The following is an 18,079-nucleotide window of genomic DNA, read 5'->3' on the forward strand; positions in this document are numbered from 1 at the left end:
GTTGTTTCATTTCATGTAGCGATAATCCAGGAGATTCTTCAAATTTGAGATTTTCTGCAGCAGCTTCTCCCCGACATTGGTTTCCCTCACCAGCTTCCGCTCCAGTTCTTTGTCCACCAGCCTTTTTACCGACAATACGTCCGTTCCGTTACATAGCACATCTTCTTTTGAAATAAATTTCTGATGGGCAACGAGCTGCATGCCAAAGGAATTATACAACAAGGTATATCCGGCGATGCCCGTTGTGGATTGATAGGCTTTGGAAAAACCGCCGTCAATGACAACCATTTTCCCGTTTGCTTTAACGGGGTTCTCTCCACGAATTTCTTTAACTGGCGTGTGGCCGTTAATGATATGTCCATGATCCGGATTCATATCAAATTCCAACAGGATTTTCCGGCAGATATCCTCATTTTCACGCAAATGGTAATAAGGGTTCTTTCTCTCCTTATAGGTTTCTTTATCTTGGATAAAGTACCGTTCAAATGTGGTCATTTCTCTCTTTCCAAATAGCGAGGAACATTCCCCTGTCCAGATGTACCATACCATATCCGTAGCCAGATCATCCGTCTCTTCCGGATGCGCAAAGGCGTAACGTAAATAATATTCAAAAACATCGAGCAGCTTACGGCCCGAATACGTCTTGTCTTCAATCTGCATTTCTTCCATGTTTCCTTCTTCATCCAAAGGAATACAGCCGTGAAATAACAAATTCCCGTTGTATTTTAGATAAAGGCTGCCCTTTTTCATAAAAAAATTCATATGTCTGGCCAGCTTTTCGGAATGCTGAACGGAGAACAGCAGCTTTTCCATCACCTGCTGTTCTTCCTCCAGCAATTTTTCAGGCTGCTGCGGATTTACGGTTGAGAAACAGGTGTTTTTCAGCGGGTAAGCTTTTCCGCCGATCTTGATTTCAGTTTTGTCGTAATCGATTTGCTCAAGCAAAACCCTTTCAGACATATTAAAGTATGGGCGTCTCTTGATAATAGGGATTTCAAGCTTAAACTGGATCATGGCAATGGCTTGATGAATTTTTGTAATCTGCAGGATTTCCTGCTCCGAACCGTTATGGTCGGTCTGCAGCTTCGGTCTAAAGGCCGGATTGTCATCATAGTATTTCTCCGCCAAGTTCAGCAGTGGGCGAAGATTGATTCCATATACGTCTTCGATGATGTCCAGATTGTCGTATCTGGCGCAGATCCGGATAATATTCGCAAGGCAGACCAGGGAACCCGCATAGGCGCCTATCCACAGGACATCATGGTTCCCCCACTGAATATCTACAGAATGGTAGTTGATCAGCGTGTCCATAATTTTATCGGGGTCCGGCCCGCGGTCATAGATATCTCCGACCACATGAAGATGGTCAACCACCAGGCGCTGGGTCGTATAAGCAAGGCCGATAATGAGCTTGTCCGCCTGGCCCAAGGAAATAATTTGCCGGTATATTTCCTCGTAATAAGGGTCCTTATTGTTGGTTGAATCCGTATTGTATAGAAGCTCTTCTACAATATATACAAACTCCTCCGGCAGAGCTTTACGCAATTTCGAGCGCGTATATTTGGAAGAGGCATTAGAAATGAGCTTAAGCATTTGTTCAATCGTTCGTCTGTACCATCGGTTTAAGGCTTGTTTATTGCACAGGTCTCCTTTAACCAGCTGTATTTTTTCTTCCGGATAATAAACTAACGCCGTAAAATCATTGATTTCATGATCCGTCCAAACCTCACGGAACAAGGCTTTGATTTTCTCTTTTACGGTACCTGAACCGTTTCTTAGTACATGCTGAAAAGCCTGGAACTCCCCATGCAAATCACTGACAAAATGCTCAGTTCCCTTGGGAAGATTGGAGATCGCTTCAAGGTTGATGATTTCTGTTACAACTTTTTCTTCCGTATCATATTTCTGGGCCAATAAATCTAGAAACTGCGCATCCAAAACAGATGTCCCCCTTCAAGGAAATATGGTGATGTATAAGTGGTTTTTTAAATGGGGCTAGCCACGTACCTTTAAGCTTAGTGCAAACAGTAAAGGGAAATACATTAGGTTTCCGAGGTTCCCATTGGTACTCTTACTAACAGCTATTATAACTGAAATATCAGTTATAATAGAAAATGGCATGGTATTGTATATTGAGACCATGAATGTCAAAAAAATGGGGGTTTGAAGTGTTGAAAAATCATATACGCATAAATGGAAAATTGCTTCAAACCAACAAGAAGTTTTCCGCTTTAAAGTTGAAACAATAAGAGTGGATCGCTTCCTTACTCAGAAGTAAAACGATCTCTCTGATGCTCGAACATCAACGACAAACAACAGGCGTTATCTGAGAATAATTTTCCATCCAAATGAAAATGGGAAACTACCTTCAACAATCCGATTGTCGATCGGTAAGGCAGCTTTCATTTTGTTCAAATACTATTATACTCGTTATTACAGCAAGGCTGTCGACGTGACCGGCAGCCTGACTTAATTTATTGTCCTATTGTTTCCGTTAGTTGAATATAGTGCTGCAATGCAGCAGCTAATCAGGATTCTGGATAAGGAAACAAATCAACGATTCGCACGGATTGACCGCTTTCCTTTGTAAACACTACATGTTCTCGGCTAAATCCACGTGGGCTTTCCAAGCCACAGGCCGCAGCAAGAGAGAATAAACCTTCCCTCAGTTGAAGAATGTAGTTCATTACCCGCCATTGCTTTTCCTCTGGCGCCAGAGCAGCCTGATACTTGGAATCAGTAGTTGTAATGCCGGTCGGGCACTTTCCGGTATGGCACTGCATTGCCATGATGCAGCCATTAGCCATCATAAAGCCGCGAGCAGAGTTGACACAGTCGGCGCCCAATGCTAGTGCAATTGCAACTTTATCAGGCGTTATGAGTTTACCGGAAGCGAAAATTTTGAAACGGTCGCGCACGCCGAATTTTCTAGCTATATCGTCGAGGATGAGCAAAGCGGAAAAGAGCGGTAATCCCATGCCATCCGCCATCGCTTTAAAAGTCGCTCCAGAACCACCCTCAGAACCGTCTACAGTAATGAAATCCGGATAGATATCCAATTCGATCATAGAATGGAAAAACGGTTCTAGTCGCTTCGGATCGCCAACGACGATTTTGATGCCCACCGGTTTGCCTCCCTCTTCTTGGAGGGTGCTTATGAAACGGAGCGCTTCCATCGGATTGGTTAGAAATTCAAACCGATTCGGTGAATTCACCGTTTTACCAACGGGCACTAAGCGAGCTGCTGCGACTTTCTCGGTTACCTTTGAACCTTCGAGGTGACCGCCACGTATTTTGGCGCCCTGATGGAACTTCAATTCAAATGCCTTTATATTTTGGACCTTAGCTCTGTGCTTGTATTCTTCTATTGAGAACTGGCCACTACCATCTCGGAAGCCAAACATGCCAGGCCCAATTTGTGAAATGACATCGACCCCCGAGGCAAGATGTACATCCGCAACCCCGCCTTCACCTGTATTGATCCATGAGCCGCCAGCCATACATGCACCGCTCCCTGTGGACTGAATATAATGCTCGCCGACTGCTCCGTAGGAAGTGGCCGAAGCGCCGAACATTCCCTTGAGCCTCCAAGGGTTTTTGCGGTTTCCGCCTACTACAATGACATCATCATCATCCAGCAACCAAGGTTTTACTTGTTCTTCTACGAATTTTTCCTTCCGAGTAAAAAGCCCCTCGTCGGTAATTACATATTTTTTTCCGGGTATCATCCTATTATTATCCACCCTAAGCTCACTAGTTAATTTCGGAAACATGGCATTTGACAAATAGAAACCGGGCTTCTCATAATCGCGCCTACCGCCGAATGAGATGAGATCTGTTCTGTATTTCGCTGCATACACAATACCGACAAAATCGGCTCGCGAGAAAGGCTTTCCTTCCGTATCGTTGTCAAACCAGTATTGGCGGAACTCGGGCCCGAGCTTTTCAAGCAAGTAGCGCAACCAACCAAGGAAAGGGTGGGATCGGATGATGGAATGCTTTGGTTTTTTGGATAAAGCATACATATAACTAAAAAAAATGAGGGGTGGCAAAATAACGATAGCAATCAAAATGACCATCAGTACAATATGTACCATTTAGAAAAACCTCCAAGTCGCTAAAAGTGAACCGTATTTAGTATTCCATCTTATTCCAACTTTAAGCCAAGATGATAGTATTGGTTAGCTACGTAAATTTCTGCCCGTTAGCGGAATAGGCCACCGAATTTATCACCGGCAGCCTGCTAGAACTTGTTATGAAGCTATCGTTTCCGTTAGTTTAACCAACTATCCGAAAATATCAAGACCAATAACACTATTGTCCTTTGTATCGACCACAAGAAAAAGCGAATGAGCGAATACAGTAGAAAAATACTTTACATTCCTCTTCCCAGTTGTAAGATTAAGATTATTGTTTCGATATAAATCTGTTACAGTAACTATTAGGTTTAAAGCAATCCCATTAGGGTTCGGGAGTTATGACAATGCATCACTTCCAATAATTACAGAATATGCGGTAAACAACTGACAACATCACTCATATCATGAGTATCGGACTGTGATCTCGTTCGTTTTATTTCTAATGCCCCGTCCATGCTATCTTCAATTGTGTTTGGCTTCTCAATTTCGACTAACCAGTCAAACATACAATTCAACCTCCACAATGAGAGTAGTTTATTAATTCAGCATTTTAACATAAAGCGGAATCTTTATCCATATTATTCCAAGAAAACCTGCCTGTTACTTTAATGAACGAAAGTGAAGGAGCTGCCGCGATGCAAGCTCCTTCACTTTCGTTCTAAATGATGGATTAACACGTTTTCCTTGAAGTTTGTTATTGCATTTCATATTCTTTGAGTTCACAATTGCCTGTGTAATATAAGTAGTATTCATCGTTAGATAGCTCATTAAAATAGGTATTGATTACTCTACACACACTGCCATGAGTAACAAATAAAACGTTTTTTGTTGAATATTTTTCTCGAATATCTTCTAGTAAGCCATATACTCTATGTGCAACTTGGAATAATGATTCGCCTGTTATAAGTCTGCTTGGAAACTGTTTCCTGGCGTATTTAAAATCCACTGAGTCTCGAGATATTCCTTCAAAACCACCATAGTTTTGTTCAATAAGTCTGTTGTCGATAATAACCTCTTTATCAATCGTTCAGTTAAGTCGATATCTGTTACTCCACAAACTCTGTTTTCAGCATTCCATTCAGTTTGACCATGTCTTGTAACAGATAATTTCAAGTATTCATCTCTCCAAACAATACTTTCTCGTTAGTAAAATCACCAAAGGTCATATTTTTCTTTTTTGATTCAACAACCAAGTATATAGTTCTGCATTATTGAATGTTTCGTGCATTACTCGGTGATCGTGCTTTAATCCAGCATAGTAAGTAAATTTTACATTCCCACCAATACTTATTAAAGCGTTAACCATATCCTTTGTTCCTGAAACAGGGACAATATCATCGTCTACACAATGAAAAGCCCATATAGGTATATCTTTTAGTAATATAGCCTTATCCGAATCGAACCACCCTGAAATTGGAACTATAGCCGAAAATAGTTCCGCCGATCTTGAAGCGAAATCCCATGTACCGTTTCCACCCATACTAAATCCAGTAACATATATCCTGTCAGAATCAATTCGATAATTTGTTATTATTTCATTAACCAAAGCTGTGATCGAATGATATTCCAACGCCCAATTAGAATCGGATGGACATAGTGGAGTAGCTACAATAAAAGGAAATTCTTGTTTACTTTCTGCAATCCAAGTAAGCCCGTAATCATCTAGCACACTAATATCCTCTCCGCGTTTTTTAACACCATGAAGAAACAAAATTAATGGATACTTATTGTCTGCTTTTGATTCATAATCATGAGGTAAAAATAATTGATATTTTACACTCATTTTCTGTGGTGTTTCTTTGTGAAACTCATAATTATTAACTGCCATTTAATAGCCCACCTCTAATGATAAATTGGGAGAATTATGGCCACCGAATTTATTCGATTGAAATTCCATTTTTTTGTAATTCACCTTATTATATCATCTATAATAATGAAAAAAGCTACCCTTTTACGGATAGCTTTCCTTATTTATTTTACCATCAATACTATATGTAGCTAGTTCTCAACACTAACTAATTAACTTCAGTTGGGCTTTTTTCAGTATAAGCTTTTGATAAAGTAAAATGTATCTATCCAAGAGCTGACTAACTGATATGACTTTTTCATGTGTCAGACTTCCATTTATAAATGCTTGATTAATCATTTCAAAGCGTAATGATTCAATTTTTTCTTGAAGAATTGATTCCATCGTATCATTCTCCATTCTATGTTATATTTCGTAAGTTGATACCTCTAATTAGTATTTTAACTCAAAAATATTAGGAAAATATTAGTAATTTGTTTAAAATAATATTATTTCACCCAATATAAATAAGTAAGGTAGAAGCCACTCCTACTCCTCAACAAAAATAAGGAATATCCTAATTTGGACATTCCTTCGCATACCTAGCTATCGTTTCCGTTAGCTCAATGAACTGACTTTTATTTATGTTACGGGTCACCGTAATGTATCTAAGCACAAAGTACAGTGTGAACACAAAATATACATTATTATATAAAGAAGAAGCCACTCCGACAATGGAGTGGTTCTTCTTTGGATAGAACTTTCCTTTTATTTATTAGCCACAATTGTAAATTCCCATGGAATGTTTTCATTTTCCCAACCACGATGCTCATCAAATTTCTTTAAATTAAAGCCAGATGTAATAACGGAATTTATTATTTCGCTAAGGGTATAAAGCCTAATCGAAACATCTGGAAAGTCTTCTTGTTCATGTTCATCGAAATATTGTTTATATGCTACATCCCCACTATGTAATTCTTCGTCAAAGTAACTTTGTTGGATTTGATATTCGGTTTTAGAGTTAGAAACGATACACCTTCTTAAGGGATGAAAGTCACTTAGAACCATTACTCCATTATCTTTAAGTAATGAAAAAAGAAGAGACATGAATTTTTTAATGTCATTGAAATAGTGTAATATTCCACCTTCTAAGTATAGCATGTCAAAATGACCACTATACTTTTCTAAGTTTATATCATAGATATCAGTAACAACATATTGTATAGATACATTGGCGGAATCCGCCAGTTCTAGGGCATACTTTTTATTTTCTTCCGATATATCAAATATTGTTACATCTGCGCCTAACAGTGCTAACGGGACTGCTTTTCTTCCATTTGAACCACAAAGATTAGCAATCTTTTTTCCCGCAATCTGTTCAAAATATTGCTTATGTTTTTTTAGCTGTGCCTTGGGATTCACCAATATTTGTTTTGCCTTATCCTTAGGTGAACCATCTCGTCTGTTCCAAAATTCATATGCTCGATGTTCCCAAGCTATCTTATTTTTAGCACTTTGTTCATTCATATTAGTCGAATCCCCCTTCATATTAATCTATTTTGATTTCCTGTCTTGACAAGCATGTTTAATAAAAGAAACCGCATACAACTCAAAAGCAAAATACATAATACCATTTATTGGAACATTATGCTATATCCATTTCGCTTCAAATTTCACTCATAGTCGGTCGGCGGATGTGCCTGTGGCAAATCTAGAAACAACGAATACGAAAAAGATGTATGTAATCAGACAACTGATCCGCGAAACAATCGGATATTTCGCGGTGACCCGTATCACAAAGGGAGCAATAATAAATAGCCCTTCCACCACGCTATACTCCCGTTAGTTTAATAAAAAAAGTAGCTTATCGGAAGAAATGGCAGCGCCCCAGATAATGGAGCTATTTCAATTCATTCTCGTCAAGTACAGCTGGGAGCTCGATCCAAGCTCGTACACCTTGATCTTTTCTAAGGCTGTAATGTAAACCGTAGTTTTCGCCGAAATGCAGCTGAATCCGCTTCTGAACATTAATAATTCCGAAGCCTCGATTATTTTCCTTACCCTGCAGGATACCATTCATCATCTCGATATCCACCTGGCGATAACCGTTATCTTCTACACTGATGATGACATTATCATCCGCGCTTTTTACCGAAATCCATAATTCCCCATCCTGGCTCATGTTCTTAATCCCGTGCAGAATCGCATTCTCAATAATCGGCTGAAGAACGACCTTCGGCATGACAAATCGCTTCGCTCCCTCTTCAATATCCCAATGGACTTGAAAGGCATATTCATAGCGGAATAGCTGCAAGCGAACATAAGCCTCCGCGTGATTGATTTCCTCCATAACCGGAATTAAAAGTTTCCCTTTGCTGAGCCCAATTCGCATAATTAGCGATAAATCCTTGATCATTTCAGCAGACTCTGTTGCCCCTTCCATTAGCGTATGCCAATATACAGATTCCAAGGTGTTGTAGAGCAAGTGCGGATTAATTTGTGTATGAAGAATAGATAATTCAATCTCCTTATGCTTCAGTTCGAGTTCATATTGGTCATAAATCGTTTGATTCAAGCGATCAGTCATGCGTATAAAATGATTATTGAGTAAAACAATCTCATTTTTGCTATCCGAGTGTAAGGAAATAGCTAAGGGTCTACCTGGATGATAAGAATTCGTGATGCGGGCTAATCGAGAGATCGGTTTCAAGATCGACTGGATAAAGTATATACTCGCCAAAATCAAGATAAAGAAATAAATAACCATGATCCAATCAACCAATCGCTGCACACTAATATGATCGATAATAATCGACTGAACAGGAACTCGCATGAGCAATTTCGTTTTCGAATATTCACTTGTATGAAGAACGCACATGAACTCATGATCAGCCTCTTTCAGCTTATAAACCCCTTCTACTTGATTAGCCGGAACATGTACCGAGGATCCGATCTCAAAATTGGTTGTATTCGTCGCGAGCACCTCATTGTCTTGGTTTAACAACATCAATTCCGCATCCGCATACTTGTCAAAAGGTGAAAAATCCAACTGAAGAGGTGTCTCAATGCCAGATACAACCAAATAACCAATCACACTTTCCCCGTTATAAATGCTATTTAATTGGCGCATATAGGCAACAGTTTGTAAATTATTAGGGTTGTATCCGAATTTATCAATAACACGAATAACCCCCTCCCCCTTGGCCTGACTCACTTCCTTATACCAAGAGAGCGCATTCAAGTCTGTTGAATAAAAAATACCATTGTTCAGAAGATCCGGATTGGGGACAAACGAATACTGCTTATCTGTATCCGAAAAAAACAGCGAATATCGCACCGCACTCGTCGAATAGTTGTTCAAATATTTATCAAGGGCTTTAAAAATTTCAAATCGTTCATACTCCGATGAGGACGGGATGCTTGCAAGCTGTTGGATTTCCTGAGATATCATGATTTTCTCTGTCTTTTCCTCGAAATCACTGCTCTCTCTATCTAGTGTCAAATGACTTCCTCGCACTAACTGGAGCAGCGCGTTCCCCACCTGCTCTTCCGTAATGGACTCCAGCTTCTTAGCTACAAACAAATCCAATACTAATATCGGGATGACGACGAATAAGATGAGTAGTACGATCAACTTTTTCATCAAATTCATATTACGCAGCATTTTTCGCATACCGACATTCCTTCCTTTCAAGCTGTATCCTCGGAAATTATTCCTCCCAGCCGTCTCATTCATACTTAGCTTCGCTATTACGGCCACAATCTCCTTTAAGCCAAAGAAAACGCCATCAGAATAAGCATTCTGAGGGGCGTTCTTTGACCTAACCCTTGACACTGGAAACGGTTAATCCACGAATGATAAATTTTTGGAAAATGAGAAAAAACACAACTGGCGGCAGCATCGCCATCGTCAAGATAGCAAACCGCACACTCCACGGAATAACTGATGTTGAGTACACCACATACCGATAAATCCCTGTGGCAAGCGGGTACATCTCCTTTTCCGTCATTACAATGCTAGGCCAATAGAAATCGTTCCATGTTGTTGAGAAGGACAGAATCAGCAGGGTCCCGATAATGGGTGTAGAGAGTGGAACAGCAATTTTAATGAATGAATTGAATTCACTCGCTCCGTCGATTCTCGCTGCTTCCAGAATTTCTTTGTGGATGCCATCGAAGAAGTTTTTGAGCAGAAGCATGAAGTACGCGTTCGCCGCCGCCGGCAGCCAGAAGGCCCAGTACGTATTGATCATGCCCAAGCTTTTCAGGTTCATAAAGTTAGGAACAATATACGTGGCGGGCGGTATCAACAATGTAGCCAAGAAAAACAGCGTCACCCATCTCTTGAACGGTACCTTCAAATGTGACAGTGCGTAGGCCGCTAAACCAATTAACAGCAGCGAGCACACGACATTTCCCATGTAGATGAATAGGGTATTCTTCAAGAAAGTCAGTAAGGGTAAATCGAACCCGTTCCACGCATCATTGTAATTAGTCCAAATCCAGCTTTTCGGAAAAAAGGTCGGTGGAAAAGCAAAGAATTCCTCCCGTGTTTTGAGCGAACCAAAAAAGGTATTAAAAAACGGGTATAACGTCGTAATGCCAATGACGATCATCAGCAGTACCATGAGGGTGTAACCGGTTTTCACAGAACCTTTTTTCATATCATATGGCGATATAATGCCACGTTCATCCCGCTTCATGCCTTCTCACCTCTACGCTGCAGCAAATTGTATAGCACGGAAAGTAAAATTAAAACGAAAAACATTAAGCTGCCCATTGCACTCGCTTTGCCAAAATCAAGATCACGGAACGCCGTATGATTCATCCACAGCAAGTACGTAAGCGTCGCATTATTCGGGCCACCATCGGTCATCGATAATTGCGCTTGAAAACCCTGTGAAGTTGTGATCAACTGCAAGAGAAGCAGAAGCAGCATCAACGTCTTGATACTTGGCAAGGTGATATGACGGATACGCTGCCAGACACTGGCGCCATCGATCTCAGCCGCTTCGTATATGTCCCTCGGAATACCCACGACTGCAGCGATATAAATGAGAGTGGCTGCGCCAAAGCTTTGCCACGTTTCTAGCAGAACAATCGAACCCATGGCCATCTTCGGACTGAAGAACTCCACTTTTGGGATACCGAACGTTTGTAACAGGCTGTTAATTGGGCCAACGGCATCAAAAAACCACTGCCACATCCCATAGAGCACGATGGCTGGAACAGCGCTTGGCAAATAGCCAATTATACGGGCTGCGCCTTGAAACCATTTCAATTCGGAGACAACGATTGCGATAAGCGGCGGTACCCAGAATCCGAGTAGGACGCCTAAGCCCATATAGTACAGCGTATTTGTAATCGAGGTGATTAGCAGTCCATCTTGAAAAATACTTACATAGTTAGCCAAGCCAATGAAATGATTGCCATCGACAAAATCAATATTGTAAAAGCTGTAGAAAATCCCTTTAAAAATCGGCACCCATAAAAATACAATAAATAACACCATTTCAGGAAGGACAAACAGCGTCCCCCACAAATACCAGTTGATTTTCTTCTTCACCGTACTACTCGCTACGACAGGCCGTACACTCAATTCTGCTGCCATGTTGAACACTCCTTAAAGTTTTCGTTAGAAAACTTACTTCGCAAGCATAAACTTATAAAATCGGACCTAAACCGCTAAACGGCTTAGATCCGATTTTCCGGTGCTACTCGACTTTCACTTTGTCAAATACTTCTGTTTGCACTTTATTCGAAGCATCAGCCAACGTCTTTTTCAAATCAACATCTTTGGTTGTGAACACTTTTTGGATCACATTGGCCATCTCGGTATAATATTTCTGTGCTTCATACTGCGCTTCAGGCTTGCCATCCCATAGGCTCAGCAATTGCGGGTCATATTTAAATACGTTGTCATATTTGGCCAGTAAATCGGTATACTTTTTGCCGAAATCGGAGGAATCCTTCCAGTAATTAATCGGTTGTGGAATGTAGACACGATTTTTACCTTTACGGTCTTCGATTTCTTTTTTCGTGGAATTCAAGAAGTCGTCTGTGAAGTACTCATCCGTAATCCATTTGAAAGCAACTTGCTGTTGATCCTTATCACTCTTCGGATTGATAACACGATAGTTACCGCCAAGAACGCCCGTATGCTTGCCGCCTTTCGTCATCGAAGGCATTGGATATACGACCATATCCTCTTTGCTGATACCGCCTTCATTGATCGCTGCATCAGCCGCGTTGCCGCTTCCGCACATCACCATCGCACCGCGTCCTTGGGAGAAAGCGCTCAATGCGTCGCCATACCCTAAGGCCCAGTTCTGAGGAATTAAGTTCTCGTCTTTTAACTTTTTATAAAATTCAAGCGCCTTCACACCAGCATCAGAATTGAACACGCTTACCACTTTCCCGTTATCGAGCTTCTGCACATCGCCGCCAGCTGCATAAAGGAAATTCGTCCAGTTCCAGCCTGCTTCCGGTCCTTTACCCATTGGAATAAAGCCCGCGATGCCTTTGGCCGGATCATTAATCTTTCTCGCTGCCGTTAACAGATCGTCCCACGTCCAATCCATTGGAGGCAGCTCGACACCTTTATCTTTGAAAAGCTTCTTATTCAGCGTAATGGTCATCACGTAACCGTCGATGGGCACTCCATACGTTTTACCATTCACCACAAACGGTTTGGAAAGAAGATCATTCATGTCCTTAGCATGTTCCCAGGCATTGATCGAATCGGTAATATCAGCGACCCATTTCTTGTCGACGAGCACTTTACCTTCTGTTGCATACGTCGTATATTCGGTTGGCGCGCTATTCGAAGCCATTTTGATCCCAATTTCCAACGGGTTGTACTGCCAGTCGTCTTTCTTAAAATCAACATTCGGGGTTTTCGCCTTAAAGCGGCTGATCCGCTGGTCAAGCTGGTCATTCTTTTCCTTCTGGTCAGGCTTGAAGCCTTGGGCTGTAATTGTCACTTTTTTGGCTGCAGGCGTTGCTGTTGCTGCTGCTGTTTCCTTTGCTGAGGCGGGACTGCTTGTTGTGCTAGTCGTGGTACTGTTCGTACCACATCCTGCGAGTAAAACGGTCAGTACAATCGCACTGATGGCTGAAGCCTTTTTAGCTTTCATGTTTGGTTCCCCTTTCGAATCGTTTCATCAAATGTTAGTTCCTACACTTTCGATTATAAAGGGAACCGCCAAGAACGACGATGTGTCCTGTTACGCTAATCATGTCGCATCTTACGGACCCGTATGTTTTAACTCCGATATATTCAACCCGAAATGTTTTTTAAAAATTTTACTGAAATGCTCTGGTGATTCGTAACCGATTTCCTCCGAAATTTCGTACCTGCGTTTGTCCGTGGTCAGAATCAATTGCTTCCCTTTTTCCATACGAAGCTTGGTCACATAGTCCCAAATGTTGACTCCCATCACTTTTTTAAACAAATAACTCAAATAATTAGGGCTTAAATGCACAGCATCGGCGATATCTTGAAGCTTCAGGCCTTTATCACAGAAGTGTCCTTCAATATAGGTTTTTGTCTCATAAACAATTCGGTTATTAGCCTCGTCAACCTGCGTGTTTGTTAAATTCTGCTCGTTCGTCGTTTTGCCGATATCCTCAATGTAGAACATGTGATGCCCTTTGTGTTTTTCGCTCCAAGCCAAGCTCTCCAGAGCTTCTTGATAGATAACAGGCAGCTGTGTGATACCCTCCCGAATGCGGCTGATCCCAATCTGACATTTGACATTGACGTATTTCTGCAAATTCGTGTGACTCATCTGGGCGACCATCAACAATTGATTAATGCTATGAGAGCCCCTAATCTCCTCTTCAGGAATTTGCAGCAGCAAGGAGAAAGTAGAATTATGCGTATTAAAAACAAGATGACACCACTGATTCACGGTCTCCTCAATAATATTCAAAGCGGCGTACTTCAGAAGACTACGGTCCTTCAGCGTCGATATTTCCTGATCATGAATGCCGCCTCGATCTAGGGATAATTTGATCACTAACATGCTGTAATGCGTACCCCTCATTCGGGTTCCAAGCTTCTCCATAATGGCAGGTACCTCGGACTCATGGACCGTTCCGGTGACAAGCTCATTCAAGTAATAATTCATCTCGAGCGACGTATGCTCTGACAGGGTTCGGCTGCTCTCCCAATTCGAGAAATGCCGCTGCTTCTCTTTCTTCTCCCCCAGCAACTTAGCTGCTACCGAAATGAGATGAGGCGGCGTTATCGGCTTGACCAAATATTCCTTGGCTCCGAAACGGATCGCCTTCTGTGCGTACTCAAACTCGCCATGGGCGGATAAAATGACGATTGGAATCGTAGGATCTTCCATGAATATATTTTCAATTAATTCAATACCGTTCATCTTTTCCATCTGTATATCCGTAAAAACAAGATCGATTTTCTCCAAATGTATAAAATCCAACGCTTCAAAACCGTTATATGCGATAAACACCTCAGCGATGTCCAGATTCGACTGTTTCAATATGGTAGCCACGCCTTTACAAATCATCGGCTCATCATCTACAACCAAAATATTAACCATGCGGCCACCTCACTATCCTTTTATGCATCAATACCATTTTATTGTACAACAAATGGCAATTAACATGTGTTTAATTACGGTTATTGTGTCTTATGTTCCGAATTGTGAGAATAAACAATTTAAACAGCCTGGATCCTAATCGGACTATATTGCTGGCTCGGACTTAAGTGGATTACAAAGGCGAGGAGTTTGAATAACCTCCTCGCCGCCGACAAACATGAATTTGACTTATTTAATTGTTAAATTAAAACCGGTCTGAATGAAGTAGAGACTAGGATAAGCAATATTCTTGGTCGTCAATCCAGTAAACGTTGCAGAACCATTATTCGTGTACGTATAGATAGCAGCACCTTTATGTTGTCCTGCAAAGCGTGAAGTTGTCACCCCATCGAGACCAGTACCGTCAATAGTAACGTTATTAAAGTTGATATTCTGGAATCCACCACTATAACCAAATTGAACTGCATCGCGTTGCGTGTTAAGAATAGTAACGTTGGAGACAGTCAGGTTTTGTATAGGATCCGAGGAAGCTTCTAGATCGATCGCACCACGTTCCCCATTGTAAAGATCTTGACTAGTACCCGTGTTAATTAGGGTATTATCCGAGAACACGATACCGGTGTTGTTTTGGAAATGGTAACCCGGGAATACAGTGTTCATTCGGAAACCGGAACCACCAACAGTATCTACAATTAAGTTGTTACTAGCTTTGTGTCCGCTTCCTCCGAAGAATGCAATAGCACCTGCGCGCCAGTTATTCTCAATTGTGTTGAAGGTGAAGGTATCATTTACACCCATTACAGCGCCATTGGTGTTATCTGTCCAAACAGCGAGAGCATCATCGCCGTTATTGCGCAAGCTTGAATTGCGTACTGTTGAGTTGCTCGTTCCTTGACAGAAGTTAATGCCGTCGGCAAGATTGTTTCTGACACGGCTGTTTTCAATCAGCAGACCATCGGCATGAATAGCTGGCGTGTGAGCATAATCGGCTACCCAGAAACCACACTCAAAGTGTTCTTCCCAGATGTCGTGAATTCTGGAGTTTGTCCCGAAGTTATCCATAAATGCTTTGTATATGGCATTTTGGTTATAACGCGAACGGAGATTCGAGTTCATATATACGTTACTGAAATCAAGTTGACCGCTGATACGGAACGAGATGCCGCCGCCAGCCGCATTTGAATTCGTAAATAGGATGTTTGTAAACCAAATGCCTGCACCCGTAATCGTTAGGTTATTAATCATGTTGCTGGCAGTACCGATCTGCCACATGCTGCTAAGATGGAACGTTCCTTCTGGAATGTACAACGTTTTTCCAGATGAAACAGCTGCACTGACAGCAGAGTTAAAAGCTGCAAGATCATCTAGTCCATCGTTCGGAACGGCACCGTAATCGGTTACAGAGACCGAGTTAGTCGGACGTGCAATAGCGGTAGGAATTGCCTCAATTTCGAGGAAGTCAACGCCATATTCTAAGCTGTCTCCATTGTTCTTCTGTATACGGATCGTATCTCCTTGGTGGAGGGCTGTATCCAGTTTAAAGTGCACTTCATCAAAACGGAAAAGTGGACGTCCACCGCCAGGCGCATCTGCAGGCTGGTCACTGGAGAAATATTGCCAGCTATAGTAGGATGTCAACGAAACGGTTTTGGTTTTAACGCCGTTTACATAAACGTCAAGCGAACCGTTCAATCCCATGCCGTTACTCGAATCTGGCATCGTAAATCTCATGGTTACACCTGCTCCGCCTTCCCCCTGTCTGATTGCCCATTGCGCATAGGAGCCGTTCGAAGGAAGAGCTACATAGCTTTGACCAGAAGCTTCAGATGCGGTAAGCGATTGATCAAATGTAGGTGCGGACTTCACATTGGCACCACCACCGATGGATGCATCCTGCGTATCATATCGGGTATATGGCATGCTCGCACCACGTGCAGCATAGACAACAAGGCTTGTAGTGCTAGTGTTGTTTGCTTGTTTCATACTTACTTCATTCGCATCGGCTGCAACCGTTGCAACTACCGTGAAACTGCCATTTACTGCGGCCCATGTACCAGTTAGGGCTACATTAACGGATGCTCCCGCTGCGATGGCACCGCTATAAGAGCCAGTAAATGTTTGAATGGCTGAACCAGAAGAATTTTGAAGAGCTACGGTGACGTTATGAGCGCCGCTTGCGGAAGCTATGTTGCCTTGGTTTTTCAGATTTACAGTAAATGATACGTTATTGCCGGCTACTGGATTGCTTGGTGCCCATGAAGCCGTAGCTACCAAATCAGAGCTCGGAACCGTATTAACAACCAAGTTGGAGCTGCTTGTGTAGCTGTTATTGCTTTCATTCAGCTCGATGAGGGCATTCTCCTCGTCCACTTTCACTGTCGGTGTGTAGCTGCCTGCCGTTTGGGCTGCGATGTTTACTGACACGTTAGCCGTTGCACCTGCTGCTAAAGCTGCTACTGGGGCAGATCCGACTTTCGTCGTGCTTACGTAAAAGTTAACGGTTGTCGCCGTTGAGGAGGCGGTGCCGATATTTTTCACAACAGCGTTAAGTGTAATGGCGTCGGTTTCAATTGGCGAATTCGGCGTCCAAGTCAGGCCGGTGATCGTCAGATCCGGATTCGGAGCTGGGGTACCGATGACTTCAAACTCGGCAACTTGAGCCCCCGGCGCACCAGAGTTCGCCGTGATTTTCAATTGTACGTCGCTGACTGTCGCTGTCACAGGAATTGTGAGCACGTTGCCGGAAGACGGATTAAACGTGTATGTAGCGGGAGAAACAAGCGTCGTGAATGCCGTGCTGCCTTGCGCTTTTCCCAACACTTCGATCGTTTGCGTACGCGTTGCCCACACCGGGTCTGGGTTCAGCTTGACAGCAACAGACGAGATGGAAGCATTTGCGCCCAAGCTAACGGCAAGCGTAGCCGGATAAGCACCGGAACCACTCTCCCAGTATGTAGWGGCACTGCCGTCATTCGCATTTGTTGCGACAAATGTTTGCGTGCTTGACGATGCTGTGATCGTTTTGCCCACAGCGAGGTTGGTGCCGCTTGCGACACTGCCGTTACGCGTTASCGTATTGCTTGCGGCAGAAACGTTCATCTCTTTACATAGCCGGTATACTTTCTTCTTGTTGATACGAAGTTTGTATTTACGAAAACACCTGTCTTGTCTTTTGCCAGATCCGTACGCTCGAGATCNGCGTGCTTGACGATGCTGTGATCGTTTTGCCCACAGCGAGGTTGGTGCCGCTTGCGACACTGCCGTTACGCGTTACCGTATTGCTTGCGGCAGAAACGTTGCCTGCTGCATCTTTCGATGTAACGTAGTAACTGACCGTGGCCGTATCCGGTTGGTTATCCGTGTAAGTCAGCACATTGCCAGCTACACTTCCGCGCAGACTGCCATTTGCGTAGATGTCGTAACCGGTTACGCCGACGTTATCCGTTGAAGCGTTCCACGTCAATTTAATTTGACCAGAAGCAGGCGTCGTATACGCCAAATTTGTCGGTGCAGTCGGCGCCTGTGTATCCCCAGTCGCAGCTCCGTATACTTCAAATTCGGAAAGCTGCGCAGCAGGCCAGCCT

The 18,079-nt window shown here is 42.6% G+C and carries 14 protein-coding genes; all 14 read right to left on the reverse strand.

What is annotated here, in order from left to right; all coding sequences use genetic code 11:
* Positions 1-6: 6 nt before the first annotated feature.
* Positions 7-1,938: a fructose-bisphosphatase class III gene (locus ASG85_RS18245; protein ID WP_060647374.1), complete on the reverse strand. Its 1,932-nt coding sequence runs from the start codon at positions 1,936-1,938 to the stop codon at positions 7-9.
* Positions 1,939-2,528: 590 nt separating this feature from the next.
* Positions 2,529-4,097 carry an FMN-binding glutamate synthase family protein gene (locus ASG85_RS18250; RefSeq protein ID WP_060647375.1) on the reverse strand — a complete coding sequence of 523 codons (1,569 nt, stop codon included), beginning with the start codon at positions 4,095-4,097 and terminating at the stop codon, positions 2,529-2,531.
* 404 nt (positions 4,098-4,501) lie between these two features.
* Entirely contained in the window at positions 4,502-4,645 is a 144-nt protein-coding gene (locus ASG85_RS37985) for a hypothetical protein (RefSeq protein ID WP_156396669.1), read from the reverse strand.
* Between the two features lie 188 nt (positions 4,646-4,833).
* Positions 4,834-5,130, reverse strand: coding sequence for a histidine phosphatase family protein (locus ASG85_RS39930; protein WP_414858758.1), 297 nt, complete (start codon positions 5,128-5,130; stop codon positions 4,834-4,836).
* A complete protein-coding gene (locus ASG85_RS39210; protein ID WP_060647376.1) occupies positions 5,040-5,252 on the reverse strand; it encodes a histidine phosphatase family protein in 213 nt (70 codons plus the stop codon). Before ASG85_RS39210 ends, ASG85_RS39930 begins: the two co-directional genes overlap by 91 nt.
* A gap of 49 nt (positions 5,253-5,301) precedes the next feature.
* Positions 5,302-5,967 (reverse strand): dienelactone hydrolase family protein, encoded by a 666-nt coding sequence (locus tag ASG85_RS18260; protein WP_060647377.1) that lies wholly within the window; start codon positions 5,965-5,967, stop codon positions 5,302-5,304.
* A 183-nt stretch (positions 5,968-6,150) separates the two neighbouring features.
* Positions 6,151-6,330, reverse strand: coding sequence for an aspartyl-phosphate phosphatase Spo0E family protein (locus tag ASG85_RS18265; RefSeq protein WP_057303432.1), 180 nt, complete (start codon positions 6,328-6,330; stop codon positions 6,151-6,153).
* A 363-nt stretch (positions 6,331-6,693) separates the two neighbouring features.
* Positions 6,694-7,452: a class I SAM-dependent methyltransferase gene (locus ASG85_RS18270; RefSeq protein ID WP_060647378.1), complete on the reverse strand. Its 759-nt coding sequence runs from the start codon at positions 7,450-7,452 to the stop codon at positions 6,694-6,696.
* 373 nt (positions 7,453-7,825) lie between these two features.
* Positions 7,826-9,598, reverse strand: a complete 1,773-nt coding sequence (locus ASG85_RS18275) for a histidine kinase (RefSeq protein WP_162257272.1) — start codon at positions 9,596-9,598, stop codon at positions 7,826-7,828.
* Between the two features lie 148 nt (positions 9,599-9,746).
* Positions 9,747-10,628, reverse strand: a complete 882-nt coding sequence (locus tag ASG85_RS18280; RefSeq protein ID WP_057303435.1) for a carbohydrate ABC transporter permease — start codon at positions 10,626-10,628, stop codon at positions 9,747-9,749.
* The gene (locus tag ASG85_RS18285) at positions 10,625-11,536 is read right to left on the reverse strand and encodes a carbohydrate ABC transporter permease (protein ID WP_057303436.1); all 912 of its coding nucleotides are present in this window, start codon (positions 11,534-11,536) and stop codon (positions 10,625-10,627) included. The genes ASG85_RS18280 and ASG85_RS18285 overlap by 4 nt, the downstream gene beginning before the upstream one ends.
* Before the next feature lie 103 nt (positions 11,537-11,639).
* Positions 11,640-13,061 (reverse strand): ABC transporter substrate-binding protein, encoded by a 1,422-nt coding sequence (locus ASG85_RS18290; protein WP_060647380.1) that lies wholly within the window; start codon positions 13,059-13,061, stop codon positions 11,640-11,642.
* 111 nt (positions 13,062-13,172) lie between these two features.
* Entirely contained in the window at positions 13,173-14,495 is a 1,323-nt protein-coding gene (locus ASG85_RS18295) for a response regulator (protein WP_060647381.1), read from the reverse strand.
* 228 nt (positions 14,496-14,723) lie between these two features.
* Complete coding sequence (locus tag ASG85_RS18300) at positions 14,724-17,594, reverse strand: CARDB domain-containing protein (RefSeq protein WP_082588146.1); 2,871 nt, start codon at positions 17,592-17,594, stop codon at positions 14,724-14,726.
* Between the last annotated feature and the right edge of the window lie 485 nt (positions 17,595-18,079).

Origin of the sequence: Paenibacillus sp. Soil724D2 (assembly GCF_001427935.1) — a bacterium.
In the GTDB taxonomy this organism is placed as follows: domain Bacteria; phylum Bacillota; class Bacilli; order Paenibacillales; family NBRC-103111; genus Paenibacillus_E.

Bases quoted from the DNA above. Each gene is read 5' to 3' on its own strand.
- ASG85_RS18250 (WP_060647375.1), bottom strand. From the start codon at position 4,097: ATGGTACATATTGTACTGATGGTCATTTTGATTGCTATCGTTATTTTG.
- ASG85_RS37985 (WP_156396669.1), bottom strand. From the start codon at position 4,645: ATGTTTGACTGGTTAGTCGAAATTGAGAAGCCAAACACAATTGAAGAT.
- ASG85_RS18260 (WP_060647377.1), bottom strand. From the start codon at position 5,967: ATGGCAGTTAATAATTATGAGTTTCACAAAGAAACACCACAGAAAATG.
- ASG85_RS18265 (WP_057303432.1), bottom strand. From the start codon at position 6,330: ATGGAATCAATTCTTCAAGAAAAAATTGAATCATTACGCTTTGAAATG.
- ASG85_RS18270 (WP_060647378.1), bottom strand. From the start codon at position 7,452: ATGAATGAACAAAGTGCTAAAAATAAGATAGCTTGGGAACATCGAGCA.
- ASG85_RS18275 (WP_162257272.1), bottom strand. From the start codon at position 9,598: ATGCGAAAAATGCTGCGTAATATGAATTTGATGAAAAAGTTGATCGTA.
- ASG85_RS18280 (WP_057303435.1), bottom strand. From the start codon at position 10,628: ATGAAGCGGGATGAACGTGGCATTATATCGCCATATGATATGAAAAAA.
- ASG85_RS18285 (WP_057303436.1), bottom strand. From the start codon at position 11,536: ATGGCAGCAGAATTGAGTGTACGGCCTGTCGTAGCGAGTAGTACGGTG.
- ASG85_RS18290 (WP_060647380.1), bottom strand. From the start codon at position 13,061: ATGAAAGCTAAAAAGGCTTCAGCCATCAGTGCGATTGTACTGACCGTT.
- ASG85_RS18295 (WP_060647381.1), bottom strand. From the start codon at position 14,495: ATGGTTAATATTTTGGTTGTAGATGATGAGCCGATGATTTGTAAAGGC.